Raw genomic sequence first — 16587 nt, forward strand, 5'->3', positions numbered from 1 at the left:
TAAAGCCACTACTTCTAATTGATTTCTTCTTTCTTCTTCACGTTTCGATAACATGTTCATCCCCCACAGAATTGTGTTATTACCCTTATTATATAAAAAAGCTTGTAGACTTTGTCTACAAGCTGAAGCGCTCTTAGAGCGCTTTTTTATTTAGCATCCGCAAGGATTTGGTGGTGTGACGACAACTGGTCGTTTATTAATATCAATCGTATCTTCTGCATAAAATGTGGAACCAATGCTGAGCGCACGATTTTCTGCGCGGAACGTATATGTACCTGCCGCAGGAAGTACTTTATGTGAAAGCTGTAAAGTATATTGTGAACTTCCAAATAAATCCATTCTAGCCGGAATGCGGACCGTTTTTCCGCTATTCAAAATGTAACTATCTTTTAATGCTTTTCCGTTAAAGATGTCTTTTGTTGTGGCTTGAAAGCCTGCAGGCAATGTAAATTCAATGGCACCGATACTTAGGACTGAATTTGGACGGTATGTCAACTCAATGTCAGAAAAAGACCATTCCTGCTTACTTGCTCCTGTAATTTTCGCATAAAGTGCAGCTGGTCTTGCATTGGTCGAAGCTTTGCCTTCTTCCGTCTGGGCTCCTTCAGCAGATGCGGCAACTGGTACCGATAGTGCCATGACCAGTGTAAGCATCCCCATCATTAAGATTGTCCATGTTTTTTTCATTTCTTCCTTCCCCCTTGGTTGATTATAGGTAAATAATAGATAATAACATCCATTATTTACCTATAAGGTTACCATATTCCTATGTTCCATTAAATGGTATATTATACCCTTATTTTGTTTATTTGTTTAGTAATAGCGGGGAAGGAACGCATTAGGTTGATTCATTCCGTAAGCGTGGCCTGCCATATGATGGTGTGGCATCATCATATTCATATCTTGATACCCGTAAGGCTGCTGATATGGAGGCATCCCATATCCACCATAGTGACCTAAATGATGGTGATCTTTCATTGGAACATGTGAAAATGGATCATGCTGATTCGTAAACGGAGAATATGGTGAATGGTGGTGTGGATAGTGTCCGCTATAAGCATCTTTTTTACCAGTATGATAATGGTTTGGCATATTCATATGCTCATGCATGTTTGGTGCGATCACATGTTCATGATTGGCTGTATACACATTTTCAAACGTGTGATAGGGATTTCCTTGGTGGTAATGATTGGTCTGGTTATTCATATTGTTCATTTTGTATCTCATCCTTTTTGTCAGGTTGCCATATCCTATGAGGATCACCCGTTTCATGAGCCTATCCATATGAAAGAAAAAGTGAATCACACAAGAAAAAAACCGGCTTTTCAGCCGGGAAAACAAAAAGCAGGTGAAGCGTCAAACACTAAAATGAGAAGCTATGTTTTCTTCTGCGACGCTTCTTACAGCTGCTGCAGACACTTTTAGGATAATAGTAGGGATCGTAGCTTCTAGAAGTATCCCAAAAATCGCTCTCAAACCAATCATCTTTTTTATGATAATACTTCTTTTCTTTACATGGATCAACATGGCGATGATCGTCATGCTTCTCATAACAGTTTGAGTGGGAATGTTTGCACTTGCATTTGCATTTGTACATTGTCATCCCTCCTAAATGTGACTCAATGCTAGTATATGCACGAAAGGTATACGAGGACTGGATGGTGGTGCTTCTTTTGTAAAAAAGGCTTTTTCTTTAAAATCTCAAATGAAAAGAATTGACTAGTGCTAAAATAACGTGATAAAATATAAATTTTTATCTTCTGATGAAATGTGTTATAATCATATTTGTGAATACTTTCGGAGGTGGCGGATTTGTTTCAAATAGGTGATAAAATTGTTTATCCTATGCATGGAGCCGGTGTGATTGAAGGAATGGAAGAAAAAGAGATTTTAGGTAAGACGGAGGAATATTTTCTGATTCAAATGCCGAATATGCAGATGATGATCCCAAGAGGCAGAATCAATCAACTAGGTATACGTCCGGTCGCTGATCAAGCAACGCTGAAAGTTGTGATGAACAATTTTGCAGAAGAAACAAACGACGACACGCTTACTTGGAAGCAAAGATATGATGAAAATCTGAAAAAGCTAAAAACAGGTACGATCGAAGATGGTGCTGACGTTGTGAAAGATCTGATGAGACGAAATCAGAAGAAAGCATTAAATTCAAGTGAAAAGAAGATGCTTGAAGATGCACGAGGCATGTTAGTGAGTGAAATTTCACTTGCACAAGGGTTATCGCAAGATGAAGTGCTAACAGTCTTAGAGAATGAATTAAGAGTGTAATGATGGATACAGTAATTGGCTGTAAACAGAAGGTATACGCCTTTTGTTTACAGCTTTTTTGTTTGAAAAAAGAGCAATATTTCCATTTTTGCAGGAGGTTTTGACTAAAACTAAAATAAGGTCATTGGATTTAGTTGTTACTTGCAAAAGGAGCGTTTCAAAGAAGTCTGAAATACCTAGACAACATAAAAAAACAGGTAAGTTCTCCTGATTCGTTAAAAAGAGCCGGACATTCTTTGAATTCTCTTGGCCATTGATAGTAAAATAATGCGATAAGATGGCATCTAAGAGAATAAAAAGGAGCGGTGAAATGAAAAGGCTACTTATATGTGGATTCATCTTTCTGATCCTGTGTGCTCTTCTAATGGTGAAATGCAGCCATTCCATTCAAGAAAAAAAAGAGCAAAAACAACATCATGAAGAAGTAGAAAAGTATAAGAAAGAGCGAAAAAAAGGTGATCAATATGAAAGTTTTAAACAGCTCATACAACATGAAAGAGACGGCTATGACATAGAATTTCACGAAAAGGGTGGTAGTGATTTACTCGTATTTTCTCCTCATGGAGGTGAAATCGAACCAGGAACAAGTGAAATTGTAGAAGCATTTCAAGAGAGGTACTCTACGTATTTGTTTGAAGGTACGAAACAAGACAACAATCGAGACTTGCATATCACGAGTACAAAGTTTGATGAACCCATTTTGGTTCAAATGATTAAAACGTATCCCTTTTCTATTTCTATCCACGGCTATAAAAGTGATAAAAGGCATACGCTAGTTGGCGGAACAAACCAAAAAATGCAAAGAGCTGTTGTACGAGAATTAAAAGATCGTGGCTTTCCCGCAGAAATGGTGCAAGAAGGGGAGCGGCTTTCTGGAACAGATCCCAAAAACATTAATAATCAAAATGCAAGTGGTGAAAGTGTTCAGCTAGAAATCAGTACGGCGCAGAGAGAAGCCTTTTTTGACAATTTTGATACGAGAAAAGGAAAGAAGAAAGCATTCAGACGCTATATCAGTGCCTTAAAAGAAGTGCTAAGAGAATTCGATCCATCTTCGTAGAAAAAGATTTTGATGGGCAAAAGTACTCTATTTAAACTTGGTAAAAAAGATAGAAATATGCGAATTGAAGATAAAATATGTAATAAATGACAATTTGCCTTAAAAACATAAATTATGTAAAATAATAGTTATCAGTTTGATATGATAGAATGGGGCTGAAGTGGATGGCACACAAAATACCATCTTCCGAAGTAGGTGTAAAGATCAATCAATGGTACACGCATATTTGCAAATTTGAAGTCGAACAGGCAAACGACATGAAGCGCCTTGTTGAAGAAGAAATTCATGAGATGGAAGAGGATCAAGATTTATTACTTTATTATTCTCTAATGGATTTTCGCCATCAAATGATGCTTCAGCACTTAGCGCCAGTCCATGCAGGGAGTGAAACGCTTCAAGCTGTGTCCTTTCCTAAAGAAATTGAAGATGCAGAAGATGAGATGACGGGCTTACTGGGCTATTACTTTCATTTTTTCCATGGGATGTATGCGTTTATCCAGCGCCGATATATCGAGGCCATTTCATATTACAAGCATGCGGAACATCAACTGATCTTGGTGACAGATGAGATCGAAAAAGCGGAATTTTACTATAAAATCGCTGAAGTATACTATCATATGAAACAAACCTATTTCTCTATGCACTATGCCAAAATAGCGAGAGACATCTATAAGAAACATCAGCTTTATGGAAAAAGAAGCATTCAATGTGATTTTGTGATGGCAGGTAATTGGATTGATGTAAGTCAGCACCAAAAAGCGCTGCCTTATTTAGAAAAAGCGTTAAAAGTCTGTGAAGCGATGGAAAGACAAGAATGCACATCTTATTTTAAAGCGATGGCTCTTAATAATTTAGGAACTTGTCATTATAGTATGGGTACGTACCATACAGCGACTGTCTTTTTTGAACAAGCCATTTCACTTTATCAAAAAGATCAAGCAGCCACGATGATAAAATCATTGTTTTCACTTGCTCTTACTTGTTTTAAACTCGGAGATATGGAGCGAGCGAGTGAGGCCATAACCAAAGGAATGAATCAGGCTTGTTTATTGGGAGATGAGATTTATCAGTTGAAATTCCAATTTTTGCAGGCACTCTATATAGAGAAAGACAGCGGTGATCAATTGAGATCGACACTGTTTAGTCTAAGAAGCAAAAAAATGTTTGCTGATTTAGAGGAATTAGCACTTGATGCGGCTAATTATTATAAGGAACGCGACATGTACAAGGAATCTTCCACTTTTTTTGAAATTGTGATCGAAGCGCGTACGCACATTCAAAAAGGAGATGAGATGTATGAGAACGAAGCATAACATGTCAGCTGCTCAAGTAGATGAAAGACTTCACACATAAAAACAGATAAACAACACCCTTTACGAAAAAACGTAAAGGGCTTTTTTATTTATGCTTTAATCGCTTTCTCTGCGTCAATTGCACCTGCTCCATAAATCATTGGATCATCTCCAGACCACTTGCTTGTATTTTCTATTAATAGGGATTTGACATCATCAGGTGTTAAATCCGGGGAATGCTCTAAAAGAAGAGCGCAAATACCGGCGCAAATCGGTGTTGCCATTGATGTGCCAGATAGCTTCGTATAATCATCATCGACTCTGCTTGATTTATCTAGTTTATCCAAAAAGGATCTTGGTGATCTGAGGGAGACGATGTTGACTCCTGGTGCGAGGATATCTGGCTTTGCTTCACCATAGACAGTTGGACCTCTGCTCGAAAATGGTGCCACGACATCGTCACTTGATTCTCGTGTATTTCGGTCATCATAGGCGCCGACCGTAATGACTTTTTGACTAACAGCCGGGCTCGCGATCGTTTGACTGTTAGGACCAGAGTTACCGGCAGCAACGCACACAACAATGCCTTGATCCCAAGCCGCATTGACAGCGCGCACCATCGGATCATCTTGTTCATCATCATAACGCTGAGCATCTCCGCCTAGTGACATACTCATAATATGAATTGGCTCATCGGGATGGTCTTCGTTGAACTGTATGCACCACTCAACACCTTCTATAATAGTAGAAAGGGATCCAGCGCCTTGTTTATTTAGCACTTTCACGCCAATGAGATTTGCTTTTGGGGCAGGTCCCTTGTATAAGCCGTCTGAGGCGGCTCCGTCTCCAGCCACATCTCCAGCGCAGTGAGTACCGTGCCCATTATCGTCATAAGGCTTCGTTTTTTGTTTGACTAAATCCACAAATCCGCGAATTCGTCCATCTAAATCTTCATGTGGATAAATCCCCGTGTCAATGACAGCCACCGTAATGCCTTCCCCGGTTAATGTCGTGCCATTTCGGATGACTTGATCAGCATGACTTGCTTGTGTTGCGACATCGAGCAGCGCATGAACTTGTCGGTCTAAATAAATCTTTCGAATATGCTCCCCATTCGCTAACAGTTCCTCTAAAGCAGCAGGTGTCAGATCAGCTGCGCAGCAATCGATGTGCGAAAAGTGCTGTTTTATCTTTGTTTTTCTACTTTTTTTCATTAGTTGCTTTGTGCCTTGAATACCTGCTTCGACCGCATCCTCCTTAAATTCAATAATCACACGAAGCTTCTTTTTCTTCTTTAATCTTCCTTCAAAAAAGCGATGAAGAAAGCAAGGCGTCCACTTAAAAGGTTTATAGAGGTGAAGGACGGTTTCTCTTAAAGGCTGATCCAGTTTACTAGCATGCGTTCTGACCATTTGCACCATTGAAAATCCAAACATGTGATGCCCTCCATTCTAGCTATCAATTCTCGTACACTCTTACGTTATGAGATTGAAAGCTGCTTTGTTCGGATTCTTGTCCCTCCTTTTCTTCATATTGGCGGCTTGCTCATTTCTTCTAAAAAGAAAAACGCTTACATTTTGTAAAATAATAGAAAAAGGTGGAAATCATGTAGAATCTGCCGATGATAGGTGGGAGAGTTCTTCTTAGAGAACCAGTGAAACAATGGATTTTGCAGAAAAAAGGGGGGACTAGACAGGGTCAATGCTCATACAAATGTGATACGTCACAGATGAAAAAAATCAAATTCGCATAAAAAAAAGCTGAATTAAAGAAAACAGACTGGGTAGGACTAGGTCATTTTAAACATAACTTCATTTGTTTGTCATACTATTCTAACTCTGTTTTCAAACAGGAGAGACGTTTCTGTGTATATAAATGCAATTATCTTATTTTTGAGGAATCTCATGATCTAGAGTGTTATGATCAAATTTGAAGAGAAAATGTGGAAAAAATGAAAAGAAACGATGATTCAATATTAATCATAGAAACGGCTTAGAAATCTGTTAAAGGAGAACGGGAATGAAGAAGTTTTTTGCTTTGCTTCTCCTGCTTGCGATCGGATGGGGCGTTTATTATACCATGCAAGCACAGGAACATGATGAGCCAGTGTCATCAGGTGGGGAAGACGAAAGCGGTTCAAATGATATTTATCGCAATTTTAAAGAACTGGAAGAGAACGAATCAACAAGCAGTTATCAAATTATATCCAACCCAGTGCCCGGCAGCCGTCTTCTTGTGATGTCACCCCATGGCGGGAGAATTGAAGGCGGCGTTAGCGAGATCGTCCATTTTTTTGATAACGATTTTTCTACGTATTTATTTGAAGGTTTAAGAGAGAATGCCTCAGAACTTCATATTACTAGCACAAACTTTGATGAACCAATCGGAGTCGCACAGGCAAAAGCACATGATTATGTATTAGCGGTGCACGGATATAGAGGTGAGGAAGGAATTGACCATACTCTTGTAGGTGGAACCGATTACGACCGTGCAGAGAAAATCGTGAACTCATTAGAGCGGAATGGATTTTCTGCTGAACTTGCTGTTGCACACGCAACCCTAAGCGGAACAAGCAATCATAATATTAATAATCTTACAAAAACAGGGCAAAGTGTGCAGCTTGAGATTAGTAGAAGTCAACGTGAAGCTTTATTTGAAAGTTTCGATTTTCGAAGGCGGTCGAGTACGAAAAATGAAGCATTCTATCGTTATGTCAGGGCGATTCGGACGGTGCTGGATGAAGAATATACATAAGATTGTGCACATCTTAAGACAAGCAGGGTGAATCTTGTTACACTATAAAAAGTGATAACAAAAGGAGAGACGGATATGGCGCGTCATCATTTTCATCTTCAGGCAAACTGGCCTGGTCTACGTAACGATGTTGGCACAATTGAATGTGAGCAATTAAAAACGAAGATTTCGATTCCAAAAGAAATGGACGGTCCGGGCATTGGAACAAATCCAGATGAGATGCTTTTAGGTGCAGCGGCCACGTGTTATATCATTACACTTGCTGCCATGATGGAGCGGAGTCAATTAGAGAAAGAGGATCTATCGATGAGCTCTGAGGCCGTCGTAGATGTGACAAATGGTGTGTTTACATATGAGAAAATCATTCATCGACCTGTCATTATCCTCAAAGAGTCCGCTTCTGCGCATGATATTGAACTAGCCCGTAAGCTTGCACATAAAGCCGAAAGCTCATGTATGATTTCAAGAGCTGTTCAGGGAAATGTGGACATTTCCTTAGAGGAAACCATTCAAGTCGGCCGTTAAGGCAAAAAAGTCATTTTCTCTTTTACATGGAGAAAATGACTTTTTTTATGACGTCCATTCGGTTTGATCCATTTGTCCTTTGTTTTCTTCCTTTTGTTTCTTGGACTGGTTTAAGACAATCACACCGCATATCACAAGTGCAAGACCGATGAAGCCTTTCATATGAATGGTTTCGTTAAACAACATGAGTCCTACAAGAGCGGTGAGTGCTGTTCCGACGCCAGACCATGTGGCATAGGCGGATGAGAGCTCAATTGTTTTAAGCGCCAAACTAAGAAAAGTAAAGGCACATCCAAATCCGATCAGCACCCCAATACTCGGCAGCACTTGGGTAAAACCTTGCGAAAGCTTCAGCATGGTACTGCCAAAAACCTCCGTCAAAATGGCCCCTGTTAAATAGAGCATTCCTTTCATGATCCCCTCACATCCTCTATGACATATTGATAAGTACAACCCCTGAGACAAGCATCGCCATTCCAATGATTGCTTTTCGGTTCAAGGTTTCTTTAAAAAAGAGCACGCCAAAAAAAGCCGTGAGGACGGTACCAACCCCAGACCATGTTGCGTACGACATGCTAAGTGGAATGATATTAAGTGTTAATGACAGCATGTAAAAAGCAAGTGAATAGCCAGCGACAACGACAGCGCTAGGTTTGAAGCGCGTAAAACCATTTGATAGTTTTAACATCGCCGCCCCAATCGCTTCTGAAAAAATGGCAACAGCCAAAAAAAGATATCCGAGGATCATCATCATCCCTCCTCTAATATGTGTAAAATCCGATGAAGTAAAAGGGTTTTGTCCTTTCGGTTCAGTGGTTCAAGCTGAAACATTTCTGAAAACCATATCCCATCACATGCAAGGCGGATCAGTTGGCTCAGCGCAGGATCATTTATTTCCTCTGCTGCTTTTTCTTTAAACTCCGCATAAAAATCACGCCAAGGGTTCAATAACGCTTCATCAAATGACATGGTGGCCAGCATGCTTGTACATAACTGGGTCGTGTTTTGCATATCAAGATCATTTAATGTCGCCAAAATATATGCACGTACATAAGGAGCCTTTTCGTTTTTGTATGTTTCCTGATACGACTCAAGCTGCTGACGAAAGCAGACAATCGCGTGCTCATTCATTTTTTGGATGAGCTCTTCCTTGCTTGAAAAATGATAAAGCAGGCCGGCCTTGGTCATATTTGCATGCTCTGCTACATGCTGAAGGGTAAGCTGACTTAATCCTTCTTTTAAAATCGTACGAGCAGCTGCCTCGAAAATTTGCTCTTTTTTGGTTTTAGACATAAAAAAAACACCTACTTTACTGAACGGTCGGTAAAGTAAATGTTAACTCATGAAAAATTAATGTGTCAATCGATTCATTTTATGAAAGGTTGTTTTCACTAAAAATTCATATTTAATAATAAGGGTATGGTCCATATGGCGGGTATGGTGGTGGATAAGGATAGCCATATCCATAACCTGGAGCAAGCAGGGACCCTGCAAGTAGTCCTCCGGCAAAACCACCTAAAAATGGAGGTCCAAAAAAGCCAGGTCTCCCAAACCCAAAGCCAGGTCTCCCAAACCCAAAGCCAGGGCCTCCAAAACCAAACCCAGGGCGTCCAAATCCAAAAGGTCTTCTCATGTCTTCTTGAATAAACGGCGGTGATTCAAAATAATTCATAAAAAAAGGCTCCTCTCTCATAAAATCACTGTAACTGACATCAGTGTATTCAAATGGCCTACATGTGTTTGGGTGACCGCCTAGTATAAGGAGGAATGTCAAAAATGGGCCTGTATCCATCTGATTGGGCAAATTGTCCGCCGCATGCTCATGCATATAAAGCACGTACGGATGTAATAGAAGAGCATTATCATTTAATAGAAGGGATCTCTCAGCCTGTAAATGGAAGCAGTACTGACAAGCATACGCATTACTATCGCGGGATCACCTCTTTTGAAAGGGGTCATTTCCACAGATACTATGGCATCACAGGACCTGCTATCCCAAGAGCTGATGGCACACATTATCACGAAATACAGGAAGTCACGTATTCTGCTTATACAGATCCTGTCCCCATCCGATACGGAGGTGTCGTCTATAGTCCAGATCAAGAGAGGCCAACGCATACCCATCGTTTAAAAGGAAAAACATATGAAGTGGTCGGAAATGAACCACTCGGCTGGTAATGGGCATTATATAGGAGAGAAAGAGAAGTTATGCTATACTGTAGGCAGTTTGTAAAAGAGAGTGATGTTATGAAAAAAGTGAAACAACCAGTGATTGTGTTAGTAGGACCGACGGCAGTCGGCAAAACAAAGCTGAGCATTGATATAGCCAAAGCATTTAATGGAGAGATCATCAGCGGGGATTCTATGCAGATTTATAAAGGAATGGATATTGGAACAGCTAAAATCACCCCTGAAGAGATGGATGGCGTCCCGCACCATCTAATTGATATGAAACAGCCGGACGAATCATTTTCTACAGCTGAATTTCAGCAGCTTGTCCGTTTGAAAATCAAAGAGATTGCGGGTAGAGGAAAAACGCCAATGATTGTCGGCGGAACAGGTCTGTATATTCAATCTGTTTTATATGATTACACATTTACCGAAGAGAAAAGTGACCCCGCCTTTAGAGAGGAAATGACGCTGTTTGAACAGCAGCATGGGCCGCTTCAGCTGCACGAAAAGCTAAAGGCAGTAGATCCTGACGCTGCAAAAGCGATCCATCCGAATAACGTCCGCCGTGTGATCCGGGCGCTAGAGGTGATACATACAACCGGTCAGAAAATGTCTGAGATGCAAAACGGGCATCAGGAGGTTCCTCTTTATGAAACAGCCTTCATTGGACTGAAAATGGAGCGAGCGCTTTTGTACGAGCGCATTCATCAAAGAATTGATATGATGTTAGATGAAGGCTTAATGGAAGAAGTGAGAGCGCTATATCAATCTGGTTTGAGGGATTGTCAATCTGTTCAAGCGATTGGTTATAAAGAATTGTATGCCTATTTTCAAGGTGACTGCTCTCTTGATGAAGCCATCCGGCAATTAAAGCAAAATTCCCGACGATATGCGAAGCGTCAGTTTACGTGGTTCCGTAATAAAATGGATGTCACTTGGTTTGATATGACACCACCTTGCCACTTTTCAGACAAAAAAGAGGAAATTTTCGCATATATAGCAGGAAAGCTTGGACTTAAAGCGAAACTGTAGTTATCAGAATCAAGGAGGACGAAACATGAAACCGATTAATATTCAGGACCAATTTTTGAATCAGATCCGCAAAGATAATACATTTGTCACCGTATTTTTACTGAATGGCTTTCAGCTTCGCGGTCAAGTGAAAGGATTTGACAATTTCACAGTGCTGCTTGAGACAGAAGGGAAGCAGCAGCTTATTTATAAACACGCTATTTCTACATTTGCACCTCAAAAAAATGTAAATCTAGAATTAGAATAGGTCAATTTGTACCCAATAGCCCCATGCATCTGCGAATAAACCGGCCGGAACCCGCTACGTTTTTTGTCAGTGCAGAGGGGCTATTTTGCATGCCGTGAAACTTTTCTGTCTATTTTGCGTATAATCCCTTATTGGATATCAAGAAAGGTGAGGGGAATGATATGGAAAATACAGAGCTTGAATTAAGAAGGATTAGAGTGATCCTTATATTGATTGGGATTGTTGTCTTATTTGGATCGTGCGCCATTTCAAACATTGAAACGAGACAGGAAAGCTGGCATAACCATTCTTATCAAAATGATAATGGAAATATAGAAGGCCTTTTACAATCAGCTGTTGCACTAAAAAATAATCACTTTGCAGTTGTGAAAGATGATGAAGTACATGTGTACCGGTTTGATGAAAAAAAAGGGGAGCTGACCCTCGTTAAAACGGAATACATAGATGAATGGGATGAAGAATATGATGATGGGCTTGATGAAGAGTAAGCACGTCAATTTACAAATGTATGTGAAGTCGCTACACTATAATCATGCATCAGACATCTAGACAGAAAAGGATGAGTTCATGACACACAAAATTAAAATTAATCACTGGGAACAAACTTGTGAAGACGACTCCTGTTTCGAATATGGAACAAGTGTTTCTGTAAATGGCAAAGAATTAGTCAGAGAAGCTTCAATCGTTTCTGCGCTTGAAGCGGTGCTAAAAGAATTAGGTGTTGAAGTGGAAATAACAGAAGTGTCAGAAGATTTACAGTGCGATGCCTACAAAAAATAAAACAAAAAGTCTAGTCTACTAAGCGATTTTTTTTCGTGTTATGATAGATTTCGGTTTCATTTGAATAGGGAGTAGAGCAGTCTATTTTTAGATCCTGTTCTGCTCTATTTATTTGAACGTACGAGTTCGGCTATGAATGTTCGGCCGGGTTGGTTGATTTTTTTCGTTTCGAACATCTATATGTTGTGTTTTAAAAAAACATAGTATACTATATATAGTGAATAACGAAATGATCAACAATACTAAAAACTAGGTCGTGATGGAATTGATTCAAATCGTATTTGATTCAAAAACAGGAAATGTTCAACGCTTTTTGGACAAGACCCCTTTTACAGACAAGCGAAGATTGACTGGAGAAGAGTTTTTGGATACGCCGTTTATTCTCGTCACCTTTACGACAGGATTTGGACAAGTCCCTAGTACCACTCAGTCCTTTTTAGAGAAAAATGCTCACCTTTTATTAGGTGTAGCGGTGAGTGGCAACAAAGTGTGGGGAGATAATTTTGCAAAAAGCGCCGATACGATTTCTAAACAATATCAAGTTCCTATTTTGCACACCTTTGAACTAAGCGGAACAAAAAGGGATGTTGAGTTGTTTACACAGGAGGTAGAAAGAATTGTCACAAAATCAGGTTCCAAAGTGGATACAATTAAATAACGAGATTATGATTCAAAAAGAAGGAAAGTTTCAGTTCGATAAGGACAAAGAAGCTGTACATAGTTACTTCGTAGATTATATTAATCAAAACACGGTCTTCTTTCACAACTTAGAAGAGAAGATTGATTACTTAATAGAAAACGACTACTATGAGGAAGAATTTTTAAGACAATACAGCATGGCAGATATTAAAGAAGTATTCGAGGCTGCATATGCCAAAAAATTTAGATTCCCATCATTTATGAGTGCGTTTAAGTTTTACAATGATTATGCACTGAAAACAAATGATAAAAAGAAAATCCTTGAACGCTATGAAGACCGCATTTCAGTTGTGGCTCTTTTCTTCGCGGGCGGAGACAAAGAAAAAGCACTTGAATTTGTTGAACTGATGATCAACCAAGAGTATCAGCCAAGTACACCAACATTCTTAAACGCTGGACGTAAAAGACGTGGTGAGCTTGTGAGCTGCTTCTTGCTTGAAGTGAATGACTCTTTAAACGATATTTCAAGAGCGATTGATATTTCCATGCAGCTTTCGAAACTAGGTGGCGGCGTCAGTTTGAACCTGTCAAAACTTCGTGCAAAAGGCGAAGCAATCAAAGATGTAGAAAACGCGACAAAAGGTGTCGTAGGTGTGATGAAGCTTCTTGATAATGCTTTCAGGTATGCAGATCAAATGGGACAAAGACAAGGGTCAGGCAGTGCCTACCTTAATATTTTCCACAGAGATATCAATGATTTCTTAGATACGAAAAAAATCTCTGCCGATGAAGATGTTCGTGTGAAAACACTTTCCATTGGTGTTGTCATCCCAGATAAATTTATCGAGCTGGCAAGAGAAGACAAAACAGCTTACACTTTCTATCCGCACACAGTCTATAAAGAATATGGACAGCATCTTGATGAGATGGACATGGAAGAAATGTATGACGAGCTTGTGGAAAACCCGAAAGTCAAAAAAGAAAAAGTCAATCCGAGAAAGCTTCTTGAAAAATTGGCTGTTCTGCGCTCAGAATCAGGCTATCCATATATCATGTTCCAAGATAATGTGAATAGAGAGCATGCACTGAACCATATTTCACGTGTGAAATTCTCAAACCTTTGCTCAGAAGTACTTCAGGCTTCAGAGGTGTCTTCTTACATGGACTATGATCAAGAAGATGAGATCGGTCTAGATATTTCTTGTAACCTTGGTTCATTAAATATCATGAATGTCATGAAAAACAAATCAATTGAAAAAACAGTCAAGCTTGCAACAGACTCGTTAACGCTTGTGTCTGAAACAACGGATATTCGCAATGCACCGGCTGTTAGAAAAGCAAACAAAGCAATGAAATCAATCGGGCTTGGTGCGATGAACCTTCACGGGTATTTAGCTCAAAACCAAATGGCATATGAGAGTGAAGAAGCAAGAGATTTCGCTAATACGTTCTTTATGATGGTAAACTATTACTCGATTAAACGCTCAAGTGAGCTTGCAAAAGAAAAAGGTGAAACATTCCATCGTTATGAGGGTTCTGGCTATGCAACTGGTGAATACTTCAATAAATACGTGGAGAATGATTTCACACCAAAAACAGAAAAAGCGGCAGCGCTATTTGAAGGCATGCACATTCCAACAAAAGAAGACTGGGCAGCACTTAAAGAATTTGTAGCGGAAAATGGAATGTACCATAGCTATAGACTGTGTATTGCACCAACAGGCTCGATTTCTTATGTTCAATCGGCAACAGCATCTGTTATGCCAATTATGGAACGTATCGAAGAAAGAACATACGGCAACAGCAAAACATATTACCCAATGCCAGGTCTTTCAGCGCAAAACTGGTTCTTCTATAAAGAAGCGTACGATATGGACATGTTTAAAGTGGTTGATATGATCGCAACGATTCAGCAGCACGTCGATCAAGGAATCAGCTTTACATTATTCCTAAAAGATACGATGACAACGCGTGACTTAAACCGCATTGATCTTTATGCACACCATAAAGGCATTAAGACACTTTATTATGCAAGAACGAAGGATACAGGGCAGGAAGGCTGTCTTTCTTGTGTTGTTTGATTAAAGGAGAGTTTAACGTGACAAAAATTTATGATGCAGCCAACTGGTCAAAACACGAAGACGATTTTACACAAATGTTTTACAACCAAAATGTGAAGCAGTTCTGGCTTCCTGAAGAGATTTCCTTAAACGGGGATCTCTTAACATGGAAGTATTTAGGTGAAAAAGAGCGAGATACGTACATGAAGGTACTTGCTGGACTGACTTTACTTGATACAGAACAAGGAAATACAGGTATGCCGATTGTGGCAGAACATGTAGACGGTCATCAGCGTAAAGCGGTGTTAAACTTTATGGCGATGATGGAAAATGCGGTACATGCGAAATCATACTCAAATATCTTCATGACACTTGCACCAACTGAAACCATTAGTGAAGTGTTTGAATGGGTCAAGAAAAATAAATTCTTGCAAAAGAAAGCAGATATGATTGTAGGTCTATACCGTTCCATTCAAAAGGATGATCCTATTTCCTTGTTTAAAGCAATGGTTGCTTCTGTTTATTTAGAAAGCTTCTTATTTTATAGCGGTTTTTACTACCCGCTTTATTTCTATGGACAAGGAAAGCTCATGCAAAGTGGTGAAATCATTAACTTGATTTTGCGTGATGAAGCGATTCACGGTGTGTACGTTGGATTATTAGCGCAAGAAATTTACAACAAACAAACACCTGACGTGCAAAAAGAGCTATATGATTTCTCCATTGATTTGCTGAACGAGCTTTATGAAAATGAGCTTCATTACACTGAGGATATTTATGACCAAGTCAATTTATCGCATGATGTGAAAAAGTTCATTCGTTACAATGCCAATAAAGCGTTAATGAACCTTGGATTTGCCCCTTACTTTGAAGAAGAAGAGATTAACCCGATTGTATTGAACGGACTCAATACAAAAACAAAGTCACATGATTTCTTCTCAATGAAAGGGAACGGCTACAAAAAAGCAACAGTTGAGCCGTTAAAAGATGACGACTTCTTCTTTGGAGATGAATCATAACTAAAACGCAAAAGTCAAAACGCATCACTCGTTTTGGCTTTTTGCCATTTCTTACAATGTGTTACATACTGGAGGTTACCGAACATGGGAAAAATGGATGAAATCATTTTAGTCGCACCGCGCAAACGTGTTTTCCAAAACGAAACACTTGCGTTTAATGGTGTGAATAGTGAAGAGGAAACAATCAAAACGATCATGAAAGAAATCGAAGAGCACTTCGAGCAGATGCGAAGAGGGGATGCAGAAGAAAATCCTGACTTCAAGCAGCCGATTCCTTATGTCGTCATTAAGCGTAAAGACGAAGTGTATGTATATGAAAGACTTCAAGGCGGGGGAGAGACAAGATTACATCATAAGTTATCTCTTGGTTTTGGTGGTCATATGAATTTTATCGAAGGAAAAGATTTTGCTGAAATCCTAAAAGAAAATACGGATCGTGAGCTGGACGAGGAACTTTTGATTCAAGAAGAAGACAAACTTGAAATGAAAACCCTTGGATTAATCAATGATGATGACAACAGTGTCGGCCGTGTGCATATTGGGCTGTTATCAGCACTTGAATTATCACCTGGTGCTCATGTGGAAGTAAAAGAAACAGATCAAATCTCAGGAAAATGGATGAAAGTAGCAGACTTGAAAAAGCCTGAATACTTCGATCGTCTTGAAACGTGGTCACAATTTGTCGTGAATATCTTAGCATAAATCAATAGACAACAAACCG

General features: G+C 39.5%; 21 protein-coding genes. 14 read left to right on the forward strand and 7 right to left on the reverse strand.

Annotation, left to right across the window (positions count from 1 at the left end):
* Window positions 1–150: 150 nt before the first annotated feature.
* Both bslA and C6W18_RS00010 read right to left on the reverse strand, forming a co-directional pair.
* Window positions 151–687: a biofilm surface layer hydrophobin BslA gene (gene bslA, locus C6W18_RS00005; protein WP_105925191.1), complete on the reverse strand. Its 537-nt coding sequence runs from the start codon at window positions 685–687 to the stop codon at window positions 151–153.
* A 126-nt stretch (window positions 688–813) separates the two neighbouring features.
* A complete protein-coding gene (locus tag C6W18_RS00010; RefSeq protein ID WP_034324233.1) occupies window positions 814–1215 on the reverse strand; it encodes a hypothetical protein in 402 nt (133 codons plus the stop codon).
* Window positions 1216–1812: 597 nt separating this feature from the next.
* On the opposite strand from C6W18_RS00010, the gene C6W18_RS00020 reads away from it, so the two are divergent.
* The 3 genes from C6W18_RS00020 to C6W18_RS00030 all read left to right on the forward strand — a co-directional run bounded on the left by C6W18_RS00020 (window position 1813) and on the right by C6W18_RS00030 (window position 4659).
* Window positions 1813–2286 carry a CarD family transcriptional regulator gene (locus C6W18_RS00020; protein WP_034324229.1) on the forward strand — a complete coding sequence of 158 codons (474 nt, stop codon included), beginning with the start codon at window positions 1813–1815 and terminating at the stop codon, window positions 2284–2286.
* Window positions 2287–2596: 310 nt separating this feature from the next.
* A complete protein-coding gene (locus C6W18_RS00025; RefSeq protein WP_105925193.1) occupies window positions 2597–3346 on the forward strand; it encodes a poly-gamma-glutamate hydrolase family protein in 750 nt (249 codons plus the stop codon).
* Window positions 3347–3510: 164 nt separating this feature from the next.
* A complete protein-coding gene (locus tag C6W18_RS00030; RefSeq protein ID WP_105925195.1) occupies window positions 3511–4659 on the forward strand; it encodes a response regulator aspartate phosphatase in 1149 nt (382 codons plus the stop codon).
* 89 nt (window positions 4660–4748) lie between these two features.
* On the opposite strand, the gene C6W18_RS00035 is transcribed toward C6W18_RS00030, so the two are convergent.
* Entirely contained in the window at window positions 4749–6074 is a 1326-nt protein-coding gene (locus tag C6W18_RS00035) for a S8 family peptidase (protein ID WP_105925197.1), read from the reverse strand.
* 583 nt (window positions 6075–6657) lie between these two features.
* Between C6W18_RS00035 and C6W18_RS00040 the strand changes: the two genes are divergently transcribed.
* Both C6W18_RS00040 and C6W18_RS00045 read left to right on the forward strand, forming a co-directional pair.
* Window positions 6658–7392, forward strand: a complete 735-nt coding sequence (locus C6W18_RS00040) for a poly-gamma-glutamate hydrolase family protein (RefSeq protein WP_105925199.1) — start codon at window positions 6658–6660, stop codon at window positions 7390–7392.
* A 75-nt stretch (window positions 7393–7467) separates the two neighbouring features.
* Window positions 7468–7917, forward strand: a complete 450-nt coding sequence (locus C6W18_RS00045) for an OsmC family protein (protein ID WP_105925201.1) — start codon at window positions 7468–7470, stop codon at window positions 7915–7917.
* 45 nt (window positions 7918–7962) lie between these two features.
* On the opposite strand, the gene erbB is transcribed toward C6W18_RS00045, so the two are convergent.
* From erbB to C6W18_RS00065, 4 genes are all read right to left on the reverse strand, one after another.
* Window positions 7963–8331: an SMR family multidrug efflux transporter EbrB gene (erbB, locus tag C6W18_RS00050; protein ID WP_034324214.1), complete on the reverse strand. Its 369-nt coding sequence runs from the start codon at window positions 8329–8331 to the stop codon at window positions 7963–7965.
* Between the two features lie 16 nt (window positions 8332–8347).
* A complete protein-coding gene (gene erbA / locus C6W18_RS00055; protein ID WP_034324211.1) occupies window positions 8348–8665 on the reverse strand; it encodes an SMR family multidrug efflux transporter EbrA in 318 nt (105 codons plus the stop codon).
* Between the two features lie 2 nt (window positions 8666–8667).
* Window positions 8668–9210, reverse strand: a complete 543-nt coding sequence (locus C6W18_RS00060) for a TetR/AcrR family transcriptional regulator (RefSeq protein WP_105925203.1) — start codon at window positions 9208–9210, stop codon at window positions 8668–8670.
* Window positions 9211–9322: 112 nt separating this feature from the next.
* On the reverse strand, window positions 9323–9589 hold the full coding sequence (locus C6W18_RS00065) for a hypothetical protein (RefSeq protein WP_034324205.1): 267 nt from the start codon (window positions 9587–9589) through the stop codon (window positions 9323–9325).
* Between the two features lie 104 nt (window positions 9590–9693).
* Here C6W18_RS00065 and C6W18_RS00070 point away from each other — a divergent pair, with 104 nt between their 5' ends.
* From C6W18_RS00070 to C6W18_RS00110, 9 genes are all read left to right on the forward strand, one after another.
* Entirely contained in the window at window positions 9694–10095 is a 402-nt protein-coding gene (locus C6W18_RS00070) for a YmaF family protein (RefSeq protein ID WP_105925204.1), read from the forward strand.
* A gap of 69 nt (window positions 10096–10164) precedes the next feature.
* Window positions 10165–11121 carry a tRNA (adenosine(37)-N6)-dimethylallyltransferase MiaA gene (gene miaA / locus C6W18_RS00075; protein WP_105925206.1) on the forward strand — a complete coding sequence of 319 codons (957 nt, stop codon included), beginning with the start codon at window positions 10165–10167 and terminating at the stop codon, window positions 11119–11121.
* Window positions 11122–11146: 25 nt separating this feature from the next.
* The gene (hfq, locus tag C6W18_RS00080) at window positions 11147–11368 is read left to right on the forward strand and encodes an RNA chaperone Hfq (RefSeq protein WP_003211269.1); all 222 of its coding nucleotides are present in this window, start codon (window positions 11147–11149) and stop codon (window positions 11366–11368) included.
* A gap of 161 nt (window positions 11369–11529) precedes the next feature.
* A complete protein-coding gene (locus tag C6W18_RS00085; RefSeq protein WP_105925208.1) occupies window positions 11530–11856 on the forward strand; it encodes a YmzC family protein in 327 nt (108 codons plus the stop codon).
* Window positions 11857–11935: 79 nt separating this feature from the next.
* Complete coding sequence (locus tag C6W18_RS00090; RefSeq protein WP_003212415.1) at window positions 11936–12148, forward strand: hypothetical protein; 213 nt, start codon at window positions 11936–11938, stop codon at window positions 12146–12148.
* A 265-nt stretch (window positions 12149–12413) separates the two neighbouring features.
* Window positions 12414–12806, forward strand: a complete 393-nt coding sequence (nrdI, locus tag C6W18_RS00095) for a class Ib ribonucleoside-diphosphate reductase assembly flavoprotein NrdI (RefSeq protein ID WP_189318009.1) — start codon at window positions 12414–12416, stop codon at window positions 12804–12806.
* Window positions 12766–14868: a class 1b ribonucleoside-diphosphate reductase subunit alpha gene (gene nrdE / locus C6W18_RS00100; protein WP_105925212.1), complete on the forward strand. Its 2103-nt coding sequence runs from the start codon at window positions 12766–12768 to the stop codon at window positions 14866–14868. Before nrdI ends, nrdE begins: the two co-directional genes overlap by 41 nt.
* 17 nt (window positions 14869–14885) lie before the next feature.
* The gene (gene nrdF, locus C6W18_RS00105) at window positions 14886–15866 is read left to right on the forward strand and encodes a class 1b ribonucleoside-diphosphate reductase subunit beta (RefSeq protein ID WP_034324190.1); all 981 of its coding nucleotides are present in this window, start codon (window positions 14886–14888) and stop codon (window positions 15864–15866) included.
* 84 nt (window positions 15867–15950) lie between these two features.
* The gene (locus C6W18_RS00110; RefSeq protein ID WP_105925214.1) at window positions 15951–16568 is read left to right on the forward strand and encodes a hypothetical protein; all 618 of its coding nucleotides are present in this window, start codon (window positions 15951–15953) and stop codon (window positions 16566–16568) included.
* Window positions 16569–16587: the final 19 nt, after the last annotated feature.

The organism is Bacillus sp. LLTC93 (assembly GCF_002993125.1).
Lineage (GTDB): Bacteria > Bacillota > Bacilli > Bacillales > Bacillaceae > Bacillus > Bacillus zhangzhouensis.

Coding starts and splice junctions, on each gene's coding strand:
- C6W18_RS00025 (WP_105925193.1), top strand. CDS start 2,597: ATGAAAAGGCTACTTATATGTGGATTCATCTTTCTGATCCTGTGTGCT.
- C6W18_RS00065 (WP_034324205.1), bottom strand. CDS start 9,589: ATGAATTATTTTGAATCACCGCCGTTTATTCAAGAAGACATGAGAAGA.
- C6W18_RS00045 (WP_105925201.1), top strand. CDS start 7,468: ATGGCGCGTCATCATTTTCATCTTCAGGCAAACTGGCCTGGTCTACGT.
- C6W18_RS00110 (WP_105925214.1), top strand. CDS start 15,951: ATGGGAAAAATGGATGAAATCATTTTAGTCGCACCGCGCAAACGTGTT.
- C6W18_RS00070 (WP_105925204.1), top strand. CDS start 9,694: ATGGGCCTGTATCCATCTGATTGGGCAAATTGTCCGCCGCATGCTCAT.
- C6W18_RS00035 (WP_105925197.1), bottom strand. CDS start 6,074: ATGTTTGGATTTTCAATGGTGCAAATGGTCAGAACGCATGCTAGTAAA.
- C6W18_RS00060 (WP_105925203.1), bottom strand. CDS start 9,210: ATGTCTAAAACCAAAAAAGAGCAAATTTTCGAGGCAGCTGCTCGTACG.
- erbA (WP_034324211.1), bottom strand. CDS start 8,665: ATGATCCTCGGATATCTTTTTTTGGCTGTTGCCATTTTTTCAGAAGCG.
- C6W18_RS00030 (WP_105925195.1), top strand. CDS start 3,511: ATGGCACACAAAATACCATCTTCCGAAGTAGGTGTAAAGATCAATCAA.
- miaA (WP_105925206.1), top strand. CDS start 10,165: ATGAAAAAAGTGAAACAACCAGTGATTGTGTTAGTAGGACCGACGGCA.
- bslA (WP_105925191.1), bottom strand. CDS start 687: ATGAAAAAAACATGGACAATCTTAATGATGGGGATGCTTACACTGGTC.
- C6W18_RS00090 (WP_003212415.1), top strand. CDS start 11,936: ATGACACACAAAATTAAAATTAATCACTGGGAACAAACTTGTGAAGAC.
- hfq (WP_003211269.1), top strand. CDS start 11,147: ATGAAACCGATTAATATTCAGGACCAATTTTTGAATCAGATCCGCAAA.
- erbB (WP_034324214.1), bottom strand. CDS start 8,331: ATGAAAGGAATGCTCTATTTAACAGGGGCCATTTTGACGGAGGTTTTT.
- C6W18_RS00010 (WP_034324233.1), bottom strand. CDS start 1,215: ATGAACAATATGAATAACCAGACCAATCATTACCACCAAGGAAATCCC.
- C6W18_RS00085 (WP_105925208.1), top strand. CDS start 11,530: ATGGAAAATACAGAGCTTGAATTAAGAAGGATTAGAGTGATCCTTATA.
- C6W18_RS00040 (WP_105925199.1), top strand. CDS start 6,658: ATGAAGAAGTTTTTTGCTTTGCTTCTCCTGCTTGCGATCGGATGGGGC.